This window comes from Roseburia lenta, assembly GCF_014287435.1.
Taxonomy (GTDB): Bacteria; Bacillota; Clostridia; order Lachnospirales; family Lachnospiraceae; genus Pararoseburia; species Pararoseburia lenta.
This window is the reverse complement of sequence record NZ_JACOPG010000004.1, coordinates 320,955-336,513: the sequence shown is the minus strand read 5'-3', so window position 1 is coordinate 336,513 and position 15,559 is coordinate 320,955. Positions and strand designations below refer to the sequence as shown.

Here is a 15,559-nt window from a genome sequence, read left to right as displayed (position 1 = left end):
CTCTTTTCTTATTTAACAACCACTCTGTCCATAGTTCTTAAGAACACGGGCAGATGGATCATTGACATCACAGTTTTCCCAATTTTTATTCGGCATCCAGAAATCGACGATCATATCCGCCTGATCCGGATAATATTTTTCAAACAATTCTCTATAAAGAAAGGATTCCTTTGTAAAAGGTCTTGCGTGTGTATATTTCTTTCTTTTCTCCTCATACTCCTCATCGCTATAAAGACCGTTTGCATATTCCTTGATGTAGTCCACCATGGAATGTCCTACCGCATCAGAAAATGCTGCCTTCTCTCGAAAGAGGATATCGTAAGGGAGGTAATCGTCATCCTCAAACGCATGTCTGAGAAGGTATTTTCCTTTGTTGTAGGTGTTCATCTTGAGTTTTGGATCAATGCTCATCACATATCTGACAAAATCAAGATCTCCAAAAGGAACTCTGGCTTCCATGGAATTTACGGAAATGCAACGGTCTGCACGAAGCACATCATACATGTATAACTCCCGCAGTCTCTTTTCCGCTTCCTCCTGAAAACTCTCGGCATCCGGTGCGAAATCCGTATATTTGTAACCGAAGATCTCATCTGAAATCTCACCGGTAAGAAGCACCCGCACATCCGTCTCTTCGTGGATGGCTTTGCAGATCAGATACATGCCCATGCTTGCTCGTATGGTCGTGATATCAAAAGTTCCCAGGATCCTTACCACTTCTTCTAAGGAAGAAAGAACAATGTCTTTGTTAATGATGATTTCGTGATGGTCACTATGCAGATAATCTGCAACTTCCTTTGCATATTTCAGATCGATTGCATCCTCGTTCATCCCGATCGCAAAAGTCTTGATCGGCTTTCCCAAGATCTTCTGTGAAATGGCACAGACCAAAGATGAATCCAAACCACCGCTCAAAAGGAATCCGACCGGTGCATCTGCATCCAGTCTCTTTTCTACGCCCTTGACCAAAAGTTCTTTGATCTTCTTACATGCCGTTTCCAGATCATCACTGCTGTAGGTCTGTCGCTTGGAAAGATCTTTGTAACAGATGAACTTGCCATCCTCATAATAATGTCCCGGTGGAAATGGCATGACCTTATCGGATAAGCCGATCAGATTTTTTGCTTCACTGGCAAACATGATCGAGCCTTCGCTATCATATGCATAAAACAAAGGGCGGATACCAATGGGATCTCTTGCCGCGATCAGATCATCTTTCTTTGCATCGTAGATGATCATTGCAAATTCCGCATCCAGTCGTTCAAACATTTCCACGCCGTATTTTTCATACATAGGAAGGATGATCTCACAATCCGAATCACTCAAGAAAGTGTATCCCTCATTTTCCAGGATTTCCTTTTCCTGACGAAAACCATATAACTCGCCGTTACATACGACATAATTTCCATGCAGGGAAAATGGCTGCATACCACTTTCGTTAAGTCCCATGATCGCCAATCTCTGAAATCCTAAGACCGAATCTCCGACGATCTCTACCCGGCTCATATCCGGTCCTCTTGAAGTCGTCTTGGCAAAATGCATTTGAAATTCCTCCATGGAAATATGCTTTTTTGCCAATGCCATAATTGAACACATATTTCTTGTCTCCTTCCCTTTCCAGCGCTGCCTGGATTTTTGTAAAAAAAGAAGGCGCCACAGATCAGTCTTAAAACTAATCTGTGGCGCCTTTGCCATCTGAATTTATTTACATCATAGTCATTGTCTTTGGCGATGTCAATAAAAAATTTAAAATTGTATACAATTTATACAAAATAACTGACATATACAAAATTCATTGTCACTTTTTGTAAGTTTTTGCCATATTCTATTCCTTATAGACCATATTCTGCCTTGTACTCGTCATACATAGCACGGAATTCCGGTGTGTTGTTCTCCTTGAGGGTGTCCAGATACTCATGGGTATCATAGACATCATCCCTGGTCTGGATCATACATACGGCAACATTGGAACAATGGTCAGATACACGCTCAAAGTTGGTCAGCAGATCTTCAAACGGTACGGAAAGTGCGATCGTACACTTGCCCTTCTGCAAGCGCTTGATATGATGCTTCTTTGCCTTGTCGTTGATACCGTCGATCACGTCCTCCAAAGGCTCTACGTGCTTTGCCAGTTCATAATCGTCTGTATTAAATGCCTGCATGGTCATAGAAACGATCTTTTGCAGGGCGCGGATGTAAATCTGCAATTCTTCCTTTGCCTTGTCGGAAAATACCAGTTCCTTTTTGTTCATAACCTGCGCCGTTTCACAGATATTCATGGCATGATCGGAGATCCGCTCAAAATTGCCACTGCAATGCAGGATCGTAGAAATGGTCTGGTTATCTGCGACGCTGAGCGGCTTTGCAGATAATTTGATCATATAGGTGCCAAGCATATCCTCAAAGGTATCGATCTGGCTCTCTAAACTTGCCACCCTCTTTGCCGTCTTTTTATCATATTGTTCCAAAAGATCGGTAGAAAGGACTAAACATTCCTCGGTGAGTTCTGCCATCTTGCGAGCAACTGTCACACAGTGTCCAACGGCGAATGCCGGCTTCTCAAGAAAACGCTCGTCCAAAAGAGCAAGTTCGGATGGAAGTCCTTCCATCTCCTCGTCCTCCTCCTCATCATCATTTCCACGAACAGTAATGGTAGCCAATTTTTCCAGAAGTCGATGGAACGGAAGCAGGCATACCGTAGCGACCACGTTAAACACACTGTGGATCACTGCGATCCCTGCCGCATTGGCCGCGGTTCCCAAGAAGGCAAAATGCATAAATGCATTCAAAGTGTAAAATACGACCATAAAAAGGATCGTGCCAATAATATTAAAGTATAAGTGGACAAAAGCCGCACGCTTGGCATTCTTCTTTGCTCCGATTGCAGAGATCAATGCCGTGATACAAGTACCGATATTCTGTCCCATGATGATCGGAAGTGCTGTACCGAAGGTAACGCTGCCGGTAGCACAAAGTGCCTGCAAAATACCAACGGATGCCGAAGAAGATTGGATCACTGCCGTAAGGACGGCACCGGCGATCATACCAAGTACCGGATTGGAAAACATGGTCAGGATGCTGGTGAATTCCGGGACATCTGCCAACGGTTTTACCGCATTTGACATGGCATCCATTCCAAACATCAGGACAGCAAATCCCAGCAAGATACCACCGATATCATGCTTCTTTTCATCCTTAGTAAACATCAGAAGGATGATACCGATCAGTGCTAAGATCGGGCAAAAAGATGTCGGCTTTAAGAATTGTAAAACAATATTGCTACTCTCGATGCCGGATAGACTGACAATCCAGGATGTGACCGTCGTACCGATATTGGCACCCATGATGATACCAACTGCCTGTGACAGTTTCATAATACCGGAGTTTACGAATCCGACGACCATGACCGTCGTTGCGGATGACGACTGAATGACTGCCGTAACTGCGGCACCTAAAAGTACACCTTTGATCGGTGTAGATGTCAATTTCTCTAAGATGTGTTCCAATTTACCACCTGCCGTCTTGGCAAGTCCATCTCCCATGGTCTCCATTCCATACAGGAACATGGCAAGACCACCTATCATGGATAACACGCTAAAAATGTCCATCATTATCTCCTCTTATATAGTATTGTCAAAAATTCTATGTAAAATATTTTTACACACACAATTACACTGTATAAGATTTGTATGTGAAATTCAAGTAAAATCCATGTAAAATCTATCTAAAGTATGGATTATTCCCCACGCATATCCTATACCACAAATGGTTAGTTTTCATCTATAGTCTCGTCCCTTAAGATCAGGACATCCCCCAGTTGCAGTTCTGTATCTTTTTGTGGCAGGATGGACAGGTTATCCCGCAGGATCAGGTAGACCTTGGTATTTCCCTCATCCTCCACATCTTCCAGACATTTTCCTGCCAGACAGGAATCCACCATGACCTCTGCGATCTCTTTGATATCTTCCCTGCCCCAGTCTGAAATACTGCTCTTCCTATGATACTGCTCCACAAAACCTGCACTGATGATACCGGTCGGGATGGCAACAACACCTACCCCAAGATAGGCGATCACGATCGCCATGACACGCCCTAAAGTCGTGATGGGATAAATGTCCCCATAGCCTACCGTAAGCAGGGTACTCATGCTCCACCACATACCGCTAAAGGCATTGCGAAAGACCTCCGGCTGCGCTGCATGTTCCACACTATACATGCAAAGACTGCTAGCAAGCATGAGGATCAGCACGATAAATACCGAGGATATGATCTGATTTCTTTTTTCATATAAAACAGTGGTGATCACATTGAAAGAGTCGTATCTGGCATTCAGACGGAACAGATGGAAAATACGCGCCACGCGGAGCATGCGGAAGATCACCATGCCGGAAAGGAAAAATGCCGGAATGATGGTAAGCAAGTCCACAATTCCATCAAAAGATATCAGAAAATGCAGGCGAGACCACAATTCGCTCTTGTCCGGATAAAGATAATCTGCCGTCCAAATGCGCAGTGCATACTCTACACAAAAGATAAGCAGAGTGATCCATTCTATGATATGAAATACGAAAAAAAATGCCGCCAATTCCTGAAAAGTCAGTAAGACAGTCACTGCGATATTTGCAAAAATGGTGATCGTGATAAAGACATCAAACGCACGGCTGATGCGATTACTTTTATCCCCGATCTGGATGATGTTAAAGACTTTTTCTTTCATATGATCCACCTGTATCTTTTCTTACATTTTCCATTTTGTGCCGGTTGTTGGCACGCTACATTTTTGGTGCTCTCTCTTCAAACTCCGGTTCTACCTGCTCCGCAGTATTTACAGATACCTTTTGTAAATGCTGTTCAATGGGGAGTTCATAATATGACACAGGATATGTCATAAAAATAAAAAAGCCTTGAAAACTCAAGGCTTTTAGAGTGGACTAGACGGGAGTCGAACCCGTGTCCAAAAACCAATCCCCTGTCCTTCTACGAGTGTAGTTTGTTCTTTGACATTCCCTCTGCCGCCCGGGAACAAACACCCTTGCGGTTTTAGTAGCTTCATGATACGCCCATGGACGCAAAGCTTAGTCCATGTCGTTTCTCACATAGTCGAAGCCTGGGTCCTAATGTGTGAGTGCACTAGGTCAGACTACTGCCAAATTAGGCAGCGTATGCTAAATTATTATCTTCAGCGTTTAATTTTAATTTGGCCATTTAACGCATTACCATACGACTCGCTTCTCCAGCTTCATAATCCCTGTCGAAACCTTTACTAGCCCATATTCACTTGTAACTTCCAAGCCTCCTACTATAGACATCGGTGACTCGGAACAGATATATTATAACAAGTTATGGCTTTTTTTCAAGTCAACTTGTCATTTTCTAGAGTTACATTTCCCATATGCTAAAGATTGCGCACCTTGAAATCGCGTTCCGCTTCACGGCGCATATCCTTTTTGGCAATATCTGCACGCTTATCATAGAGTTTCTTACCCTTTGCCAGCGCGATCTCAACCTTGACAAGACTGCCCTTGAAATAGACCTCCACCGGCACTAAGGTATAACCTTTCTCGGCGATCTTGGCTTTTAACTTATTGATCTCTGCCTTGTGCATCAAAAGTTTCTTGGGACGCAGCGGATCCCGGTTAAAGATATTCCCCTTTTCATAGGGAGAAATATGCATCTGGTAAATGATCACCTCATCATTCTCGATCCGCACAAATGCCTCTTTGATGCTACATTTTCCCATACGAAGCGACTTGACCTCTGTGCCATGCAGCGCGATGCCTGCCTCATATTTTTCTTCCAGAAAATACTCGTGATATGCCTTTTTATTGTTTGCTATGAGTTTCTTGCTCTCTTTACTCATCTTCATCCTCCGCCAAAACAAAGTCGATCGTGCGCGCCATGGTATCGCAGTCGTCTACCACAACTTTAACACGCTGCCCCAGTTTATAATGTCGATTTGTGCGCTCTCCGACAAGTTCATAAGTTTCTTCTACAAACTGATAATAGTCCCCCCGGATCGTAGAGATATGCACGAGCCCCTCAATGGTATTTGGCAGTTCCACATAAAGCCCCCATCCGGTCACACTGGAAACAATACCCTCGAAAGTCTCTCCGATATGTCGGCTCATGTATTCTACTTTCTTTAACTTGTCTACCTCCCGCTCCACCTCGTCTGCCCGGCGCTCCAGCCGACTGGTCTCTGTTGCAATGACCGGCAACAGCGATTCATAGTGTTCCCGTCTTGTCTCATTATATCTGCCACGCAAGGTTTCCTTAATGATACGATGGATCTGCAGATCCGGATATCGGCGGATCGGCGAGGTAAAATGGCAATAATAATCTGCCGCCAATCCAAAGTGTCCTGTACATTCTACCGTATATTTTGCCTGTTGCATAGACCGCAGCGTTAGTCTTGAAATAAAATCTTCCTCCGGTGTCCCCTGGATTTTACCCAACAGTTTTTGCAATTCTTTCGGATGCACCTCATCCGCGCCACCCTTGATCGTATAGCCAAAATTTCCGATAAAGGTAGCCAGTTTACGGATCTTCTCGCCATCCGGCGTTGCATGGGTACGATACAAAAACGGGATCTCCTGCCAATAAAAATGCTCTGCGACCGTCTCATTGGCAATCAGCATAAAATCCTCAATGATCTTGGTTGCCACATTGCGCTCATAAGGCATCACATCCACAGCATGTCCCTGCGCATCCAGAACGATCTTTGTCTCCGGAAAATCAAAATCAATGGATCCCCGCTGCATACGCTTCTTGCGAATCAGACCGGATAATTCTTCCATCAGGGCAAACATCGGCACCAAGTCCTGATACTTTTTACATTCCGCCGGATCCTTATCCACCAGGATCTTCTTGACCGATGTATAAGACATACGCGCATCAATATTGACAACCGTTTCCGCGATCGTATGATCGATCACATTTCCCTTGGCATCCAGTGTCATGATACAAGAAAGTGCCAGACGGTCTTCCCCAGCATTTAAGGAACAGATCCCATTGGAAAGTGTATGCGGCAGCATAGGGATAACACGGTCTACCAGATAGACACTGGTGCCGCGCTTTTTCGCCTCCTCATCCAGGGCACTCCGCTCCTGCACATAATTTGACACATCGGCAATATGCACGCCCAGTTCGTAACCGTCGCCTTTGTGGCAGATGGAAATGGCATCGTCCAGATCCTTGGCATCTTCTCCGTCAATGGTCACCATGGTAACCCCGCGCAGATCCAGTCTTCCGGCACGATCGGCTTCCGACACCTCATTCGCCACACGCGTCGCCTGATTTAAGACCTTTTCCGGGAATTCCGTTGGCAGGTCAAAGCCACGTACGATCGACATAATATCTACGCCCGGATCGTTACGATGCCCTAAGATCTCCGTGATCACGCCCTCCGGGTTGCGGTTCTTTTTGCCATAACTCGTGATCTGACAGACCACCTTATGTCCGTCCACCGCATGCATGTCCTTCCCCTGCGGGATAAAGATGTCCTGCGTGATCCTTGCATTGTCCGATATGACAAAGCCATAATTTTTTGACTTTTCATACGTTCCGACGACCGTCGAAATATCATGGGACAAGACCTCTATGATCTTAGCCTCTCTGCGCTTTCCCTTAGACGGTGGCAAAAGTTCGATCCGCACCTGATCACCATGAAAAGCATTTCCGACATATTCCTCCGGGATATAGTAGTCCTCACCCTCATCCTCCACACAAACAAAGCCAAAGCCCTTGGCATGGCTGATAAAAGCCCCCTCTTTTACCACTTTTTCTGCCTTCTGGTACTTGCCTTTTTTTGATACCTGGGCTTTGCCCTCCTCGACCAGAGCATCCAGCACTTCCTGTAGATCCTGACGTTTGCTCTTTGGGATATCTAAAAGCATAGCGATCTCTTTGGTGCGCATAGGAACATAAAGTTCATCGCACAAAAGACCATATATCATTTTTTTGCGTTCTTCCAATTTTTTCTCGTTCATATCCAATCTCCCTGACATCACTAGGATGCCCCGTCCTCACTCTTTTCATAAAGAAAAAAGCCACCGTTTCCACGATGGCTCACATACCTATGATTAAAAACTTCCGATATTCAAAACTGCGGCAAGCACAAAGAATAATAAAACAAGAACACTGGTGATCTTGACAAGCATTCCCTCTTTGGAATGTCCCTTATTCTTGCTCCAGTATGTCTCAGATGTCTGTCCGCTCAAAGAACCAAGACCTGCTGACTTACCTTCCTGCATCAGAATAATCACGATAATAGCCAAACATATAATAATAAATGCAATCATAAGAATTGTCTTTAATACTTCCATGAGAACCTCCTAATGTAAGCCCGTAACTACGAGCCATTCGTCACAACTTAACAAAGTATAACACAGTCATACCTTATACGCAAGAGTTTTTTATAGACCGCCCGGATGAAAGGAGAAAAAAAGAGACGTCCCTTTATTCAAAAGGAACGCCTCTGAAAATGCTATATTTTAGTAAGCAACACCCTGTGCGATCATAGCATCTGCAACCTTTTCAAAGCCTGCGATATTAGCACCGGCAACCAGATCTCCGTCTAGGCCGTACTTTGCAGCAGCATCGAGTGAGTTGTGTACGATACCGGTCATGATGTGCTGTAACTTCTCGTCAACTTCTTCAAATGTCCAATGTAATCTCTCAGAGTTCTGGCTCATCTCAAGTGCTGATGTTGCAACACCACCTGCGTTTGCGGCCTTTGCCGGTCCAAAGAGGACGCCAGCCTTCTTAAGTGCCTCAATAGCGGCTGGTGTAGAAGGCATGTTTGCACCTTCACATACAGCAAGAACGCCATTGTCGATCAGCATCTTAGCATCGTTTTCATCCAATTCGTTCTGTGTTGCACAAGGAAGCGCGATATCACACTTCACTGACCAAACACCATGCTCTCCGTTCTTCTTCTCATGATATTCAGCAGATGGACGTGCAGCAGCATACTCTGTCAAACGAGCACGCTTTACTTCCTTTACTTCCTTCAAAAGGTCTACATCGATTCCTTCCGGATCATAGATCCAACCGGTAGAATCAGAACATGTCACTGGCTTACCGCCTAACTGATATGCCTTCTGGATAGCGTAGATAGCAACATTTCCTGCACCGGAAACTGCGACTGTCTTGCCGTTAAAGTCTGTATTTCTGAGACTCTTTAATGCCTCCTGTGTATAATAACAGAGTCCATAACCGGTTGCTTCGGTACGAGCAAGAGAACCACCGTAAGTAAGTCCCTTTCCTGTAAGTACGCCGGTAAATTCGTTGCGCAGTCTCTTGTACTGACCATACATAAATCCGATCTCACGTCCGCCAACACCGATATCTCCGGCTGGAACGTCTGTATCAGCACCAATATGCTTCTCAAGTTCTGTCATAAATGCCTGGCAGAATCTCATGATCTCCATGTCTGACTTGCCCTTAGGATCGAAGTCAGAACCACCCTTGCCACCGCCGATCGGAAGTGTTGTCAGGCTGTTCTTGAAGATCTGCTCAAATCCAAGGAACTTAATAACAGAAAGGTTTACGGATGGATGAAGTCTAAGACCTCCCTTGTATGGTCCGATTGCAGAGTTGAACTGTACTCTGTATCCACGGTTGACCTGAACCTTGCCATTGTCATCTACCCAAGATACTCTGAACTGGATAATACGCTCCGGCTCAACGATACGCTCGATGATGCCCCATCTCTCCAATTCCGGATTGGCTGCCACAACAGGCTCCAAAGATTCCAGAACTTCTGCCACTGCCTGCAAAAATTCTTTCTGCTCTGCGTTACGGCTCTCAAGTCCGTCATACACTCTCTGCAAATAACTACTCTCGAATTTCATTGATTGTGTCCTCCTACTCAAAACTTCTTTCCGACCTTGTTCTCACAAAATCTAGTGACATTATATACTTTATCGTGTTGAAGTGCAATGCATAATTAAAATTTTTAACTTGCATTTTTTGATTTTTCCCGCGATAAAAATATGCAAAAAAAACCTCCCGTGCATAATTGCACAGGAAGTTCCTGCATTCTGATCAGACGTTGATCTCAGCCTTTACACCGAGAACGTCTTTATTTTCATCCAGGATCGGCTGGATGACTTCTTCTAAATATTTGACTACCTGACGAGGTGCGCGTCCAACGTACTTGTCCGGCTGCATGGTTGCTTCCAGTTCCTCTAAGCCCATCGGGAACTCATCATCTGCTGCGATCAATTCTAAGAGGTTATTATCCTTGCCCTCTACCTTGACCGTCTTTCCTGCTTCCATGGAAAGGGTTCTGATCTTTTCATGCAGATCCTGACGGTTGCCGCCATTCTTTACCGCATCCATCATGATGTTCTCGGTTGCCATAAATGGCAGTTCACTGCGCAGTCTCTTTTCGATGACCTTTGGATAGACCACAAGACCATCCACAACATTCAGGCAAAGATCTAAGACACCGTCACATGCCAAAAATCCCTCTGCAATAGAAAGTCTCTTATTAGCAGAATCATCCAGAGTTCTTTCAAACCACTGGGTTGCAGATGTGATCGCCGGATTTAAGGCATCAATAATGATATAACGTGATAAGGATGCGATACGCTCGCTACGCATCGGATTGCGCTTGTATGCCATGGCAGATGAACCGATCTGGCTCTTTTCAAATGGCTCCTCTACTTCTTTTAAGTGCTGGAGCAGACGAATATCGTTGCTCATCTTGTGTGCAGATGCCGCAATGCCTGCCAAGATATTGCAGACTCTGGTATCCACCTTGCGGGAATATGTCTGTCCGCTGACCGGATAGCACTTCTCAAAGCCCATCTTCTTTGCGATCATCGGATCGATCTTGTCGATGGTCTCCTGATCTCCCTGGAAGAGTTCCAAGAAACTTGCCTGTGTACCGGTAGTTCCCTTAGATCCCAAAAGTTTTAAACTAGACAAAACATAATCCAGATCTTCCAGATCCATAACGAACTCATTTAACCAGAGTGTCGCACGCTTACCAACAGTTGTTGGCTGTGCCGGCTGAAAATGTGTAAAAGCAAGGGTCGGCATATCTTTATAGGTATCTGCAAACTTTGCCAATTCTGCAATGACATTGACCAGTTTCTTGCGCACCAGAAGAAGTGCATCACGCATGATGATAATATCGGTGTTATCACCTACATAGCAGGAAGTCGCTCCCAGATGGATGATGCCTGCTGCCTTCGGGCACTGTTTGCCATATGCGTAGACATGGCTCATAACATCATGGCGAACCTCTGCCTCTCTTTTCTTTGCCACATCATAATTGATGTCGTCGACATGTGCTTTCATCTCATCGATCATATCCTGTGTGATGACCGGCTTGCCGTCCTGGCTCAGTCCTAATTCCATCTCTGTCTCAGCAAGTGCGATCCAGAGTTTTCTCCATGTGGAGAACTTTTTATCCTGAGAAAAGATATACTGCATTTCCCTGCTGGCATATCTCTCTGAAAGTGGGCTACTGTAACGATCTGTACTCATACTCTCCTCCTATAAATTGCGTTCCAATTTCTTTGCCATATCGATCTCTTTGTCAAAATATTCACCACGGATATCTTCCTTCGGCGGCTCCATCGGATACTTGCCGTTAAAGCATCCCCGACAGATCGACAGACCTTCCACCATCTCATCCAGGCGTTCCATGCCAAGATATCCAAGAGAATCTGCACCGATGATCTTGCGGATGTCCTCAATGGATCTCTTGTAGGCGATCAGTTGTTCGCGCTCCGGAATATCCGTTCCAAAATAACACGGCCAGAGGAATGGTGGTGAACTGATGCGCACATGCACTTCCGTCGCACCTGCCTCACGCAGCATACGCACAATACGGTCTGATGTTGTTCCACGCACAATGGAGTCATCGATCATGACGACTCGTTTGCCTGCAACGGCTTCCTTTAAGACATTTAACTTGATACGCACACTGGATTCACGACTGCTCTGCTTTGGTTTGATAAAGGTACGTCCCACATAACCGTTTTTGACAAAAGCAGTTCCGTAAGGGATCCCGGACTGTAAGGAATAGCCCAGGGCTGCCGCATTGCCCGACTCCGGTACGCCGGTAACCAAGTCTGCTTCAACCGGTGAGTCCATGGCAAGGAACTTGCCCGCCTTGATACGGCTGCCATAAACGCTGACCCCGTCAATATGACTGTCCGGTCTTGCAAAATAAATATATTCAAAAATACATCTGGCTTCTTTTTCTTTTGGAAGTGCCATTTCCATATCGGACTCAACGCCCTTTTCCGGTGTGATTGTAACAACTTCGCCCGGTAAGACATCACGGACAAATTCGGCACCGATGGTATCCAGCGCACAGGTCTCGGATGCTAAGATATAAGCATTGTCACGCTTACCGATGCAAAGTGGCTTAAAGCCGAAAGGATCTCTGGCACCGATCAGTTTTCGTGGAGAAGCCACAACAAGTGCATAGGCACCTTTTAACTTCATGCAGGCGCGGCGTACTGCCTCCTCTGCAGTCTTAGACTGCAAGCGCTCTCTGGCAATATGATAGGCAATGACCTCGGAGTCGATCGTTGTCTGGAAAATGGCTCCGGTATATTCCAGATCCTTTTTTAATTCCTTGGCATTGATCAGATTTCCATTGTGTGCCAGCGCCAGCGTTCCCTTGACATAATTTAAAACGAGAGGCTGTGCATTTTCTCTGGTGGACTCTCCTGCGGTCGAATAACGGACATGTCCTACACCAATGTCACCCCGCATCTTTTCCAAGGTCTCGCCGTCAAAAACCTCATTGACAAGTCCCATCCCCTTATAAGAAGTGACCTTGCCCTTTGGTCCGCTCGTCTCACTAACGGCAATACCGCAGCTTTCCTGTCCCCTGTGCTGTAAGGCAAACAAGCCATAGTAAATAGAGGAAGCCACGTCACCGCCGTCAAAATCATACATGCCAAAGACACCACATTCTTCATGCAGTCCTTCAAACGGCATAGCCTTATTTGAATCTGTTGTCGTCATCTGCATCTCCTGTCTACGCTCCAAATTTCTTTCCTGTCAGCATTTCAAATGCTTCTTTGTATTTTGCGATGGTCTTGTCAATGACATCCTGGGGAAGCAGATAATCGCTGTCCGGATTTGCCTTTAACCAGTTTCTTACAAACTGCTTGTCAAAAGAAGGCTGTCCCTGTCCTGCCTGATAGCCCTCCAATGGCCAGAATCTGGAAGAATCCGGTGTCAGCATCTCATCAGCCAAAACGACATTGCCATCCTCATCCAGACCAAACTCAAACTTGGTATCTGCAATGATGATGCCCTTGGTAAGTGCATAGTCTGCACATTTCTTGTAAAGTGCAAGTGTATATTCCTTGATCTTGGAAGCATATTCCTCTCCCTTGCCCGGGAAAGCCTTTTCCAATACTTCTACAGACTGTTCGTAAGAAATATTTTCATCATGCAGACCGATCTCAGCCTTTGTTGACGGTGTATAGATCGGTTCCGGCAATTTTTCAGACTCCTGTAAACCAACCGGAAGGGTGATGCCGCATACTGTGCCGTTCTCCTGATAACTAGCCCAGCCGCTTCCTGTGATGTAACCACGGACGATACATTCGATCGGAATCATCTGCAACTTTTTACACATCATGCTCTTTCCTTCATATTCCTTATTCTGGAAGAACTCCGGCATATCTTTCACATCCACTGAGATCATGTGGTTTGGAACGATATCCTTGGTGTAATCGAACCAGAACTTGGACATCTGTGTCAGGATTGCTCCCTTGTCTACGATCTTGTTCTTTAAGATCACGTCAAATGCAGAGATACGATCGGTGGCTACCATGATGATGCTGTCACCATTATCGTAAACTTCGCGGACCTTGCCTTCTTTCATTGGTTTCATTTGTCTTTCCTCCATTATCCTTAATTATTTATGCTTTTATGATATACGCCTGCAAAATACAGGCGGATCTTACTTTTTGATCAAAAGTGACTTGCCTGTCATTTCTTCCGGCTGTTCCATACCCATCAGTTCGATGAGGGTCGGAATGATATCTGCTAAGCATCCATTTTCACGAAGACCATAGGAAGGATCTGCGTTTACCAGGATGAATGGTACCGGATTGGTCGTGTGTGCGGTCAGCGGCTCACCTGTCTCGTAGTTTACTAACTGCTCGCAGTTACCATGATCTGCACAGATGAACATGGTGCCGTCTACAGACTTCAAGGCTTCTACTGCACGTCCCACACAGGAGTCAACGGCTTCTACCGCTTTGATGGCTGCTGCCTCAACGCCGGTATGACCTACCATGTCCGGATTTGCAAAATTGATGATGATCACATCATATTTGTCAGAAGTGATCGCATCACATAATTTGTCACATACTTCATAAGCACTCATTTCCGGCTGAAGATCATAAGTTGCAACCTTTGGAGACTTTACAAGGATGCGGTCTTCGCCCGGGTTCGGCTCCTCTACACCACCGTTGAAGAAGAAAGTAACATGCGCATACTTTTCTGTCTCGGCAATTCTTGCCTGGGTCTTTCCATGTGCTGCTAAAAATTCGCCGAAAGTATTGTGTAACTCTACCTTGTGGAAAGCGATCTCCTTATTCGGGATTGTCACATCATACTCGGTAAAGCATACATAGGTAAGCGGCAGACGCTGACCTCTGTCAAATCCGTCAAAATCATCACTGCAGAAGGCTCTTGTGATCTCTCTCGCACGATCCGGGCGGAAGTTAAAGAAGATCACGCTGTCATCTGCGGATACCTTGCCGATCGCCTGACCATCTTCTGTGATCACGGTCGGGATCACAAACTCATCCGTCTTGCCATCATCATAGGATGCCTGCATAGCACTGACAGCATCGCTTGCTGTATTGCCCTCGCCAAGAGTAAGTACACGGTAGGCCTTTTCCACACGATCCCAACGATTGTCACGATCCATGGCATAATAACGACCGGAAAGACTGGCGATCTTACCGACACCGATCTTTGCCATCTCCTCTTCTAAAGCCTTGACATACTCAATACCACTGGTCGGTGCTGTGTCACGGCCGTCCATAAATCCATGGACATAAACCTTGCTCAAGCCCTCGCGCTTTGCCATCTCGAGCAATCCATATAAATGGGTAATGTGGCTGTGCACACCACCATCTGATAAAAGTCCGAATAAATGAAGGGCAGAATCCTTTGCCTTAGCATTCTCCATTGCTTTTTTCAAAGCCTCATTCTGGAAGAAATCTCCGTCCTCGATTTCTTTGGTAATACGGGTCAGTTCCTGATATACGATACGTCCTGCGCCCATATTCAGGTGTCCTACCTCAGAGTTTCCCATCTGTCCGTCCGGGAGTCCAACCGCAAGTCCGCTGGCATTTCCCTTAACATAAGGATAGTTCTGCATCAAACTATCGATATTTGGTGTATTTGCCTCATATACGGCATTTGCTTCGTGTCTGTCATTCAGACCAAATCCATCTAAGATCATTAAAACAACTGGCTTCTTGCTCATTCTCTTTTCCTCTTTTCTCTGAAATTATATTTATTCTATCCCGATTTCATGGTAAAAATCAATGGACACAAT

Annotated in this window: 11 protein-coding genes and 1 other RNA gene; all 12 read right to left on the bottom strand. The window is 45.4% G+C overall.

Annotation, left to right across the window (positions count from 1 at the left end):
- Window positions 1-12 precede the first annotated feature (12 nt).
- The 12 genes from asnB to gpmI all read right to left on the bottom strand — a co-directional run bounded on the left by asnB (window position 13) and on the right by gpmI (window position 15,487).
- Window positions 13-1,596, bottom strand: coding sequence for an asparagine synthase B (asnB, locus tag H8R94_RS11280; RefSeq protein WP_186854685.1), 1,584 nt, complete (start codon window positions 1,594-1,596; stop codon window positions 13-15).
- A 236-nt stretch (window positions 1,597-1,832) separates the two neighbouring features.
- Window positions 1,833-3,608 (bottom strand): Na/Pi cotransporter family protein, encoded by a 1,776-nt coding sequence (locus tag H8R94_RS11275; protein WP_186854684.1) that lies wholly within the window; start codon window positions 3,606-3,608, stop codon window positions 1,833-1,835.
- A gap of 161 nt (window positions 3,609-3,769) precedes the next feature.
- Window positions 3,770-4,717, bottom strand: coding sequence for an ion transporter (locus H8R94_RS11270; RefSeq protein ID WP_186854683.1), 948 nt, complete (start codon window positions 4,715-4,717; stop codon window positions 3,770-3,772).
- A gap of 207 nt (window positions 4,718-4,924) precedes the next feature.
- Window positions 4,925-5,270: a transfer-messenger RNA gene (ssrA, locus tag H8R94_RS11265) on the bottom strand.
- Window positions 5,271-5,395: 125 nt separating this feature from the next.
- A complete protein-coding gene (gene smpB, locus H8R94_RS11260) occupies window positions 5,396-5,860 on the bottom strand; it encodes an SsrA-binding protein SmpB (protein ID WP_118281894.1) in 465 nt (154 codons plus the stop codon).
- On the bottom strand, window positions 5,853-7,988 hold the full coding sequence (gene rnr / locus H8R94_RS11255; protein ID WP_118535883.1) for a ribonuclease R: 2,136 nt from the start codon (window positions 7,986-7,988) through the stop codon (window positions 5,853-5,855). Before rnr ends, smpB begins: the two co-directional genes overlap by 8 nt.
- A gap of 93 nt (window positions 7,989-8,081) precedes the next feature.
- Window positions 8,082-8,324: a preprotein translocase subunit SecG gene (gene secG / locus H8R94_RS11250; protein ID WP_118281896.1), complete on the bottom strand. Its 243-nt coding sequence runs from the start codon at window positions 8,322-8,324 to the stop codon at window positions 8,082-8,084.
- A 168-nt stretch (window positions 8,325-8,492) separates the two neighbouring features.
- The gene (gdhA, locus tag H8R94_RS11245; RefSeq protein WP_118535885.1) at window positions 8,493-9,854 is read right to left on the bottom strand and encodes an NADP-specific glutamate dehydrogenase; all 1,362 of its coding nucleotides are present in this window, start codon (window positions 9,852-9,854) and stop codon (window positions 8,493-8,495) included.
- Window positions 9,855-10,047: 193 nt separating this feature from the next.
- Window positions 10,048-11,499: an adenylosuccinate lyase gene (gene purB, locus H8R94_RS11240; protein ID WP_118281898.1), complete on the bottom strand. Its 1,452-nt coding sequence runs from the start codon at window positions 11,497-11,499 to the stop codon at window positions 10,048-10,050.
- Window positions 11,500-11,508: 9 nt separating this feature from the next.
- Window positions 11,509-12,996, bottom strand: a complete 1,488-nt coding sequence (gene purF, locus H8R94_RS11235; RefSeq protein ID WP_186854682.1) for an amidophosphoribosyltransferase — start codon at window positions 12,994-12,996, stop codon at window positions 11,509-11,511.
- A gap of 13 nt (window positions 12,997-13,009) precedes the next feature.
- Entirely contained in the window at window positions 13,010-13,891 is an 882-nt protein-coding gene (locus H8R94_RS11230; RefSeq protein WP_118281899.1) for a phosphoribosylaminoimidazolesuccinocarboxamide synthase, read from the bottom strand.
- 54 nt (window positions 13,892-13,945) lie between these two features.
- Window positions 13,946-15,487, bottom strand: coding sequence for a 2,3-bisphosphoglycerate-independent phosphoglycerate mutase (gene gpmI, locus H8R94_RS11225; protein WP_118535888.1), 1,542 nt, complete (start codon window positions 15,485-15,487; stop codon window positions 13,946-13,948).
- Window positions 15,488-15,559: the final 72 nt, after the last annotated feature.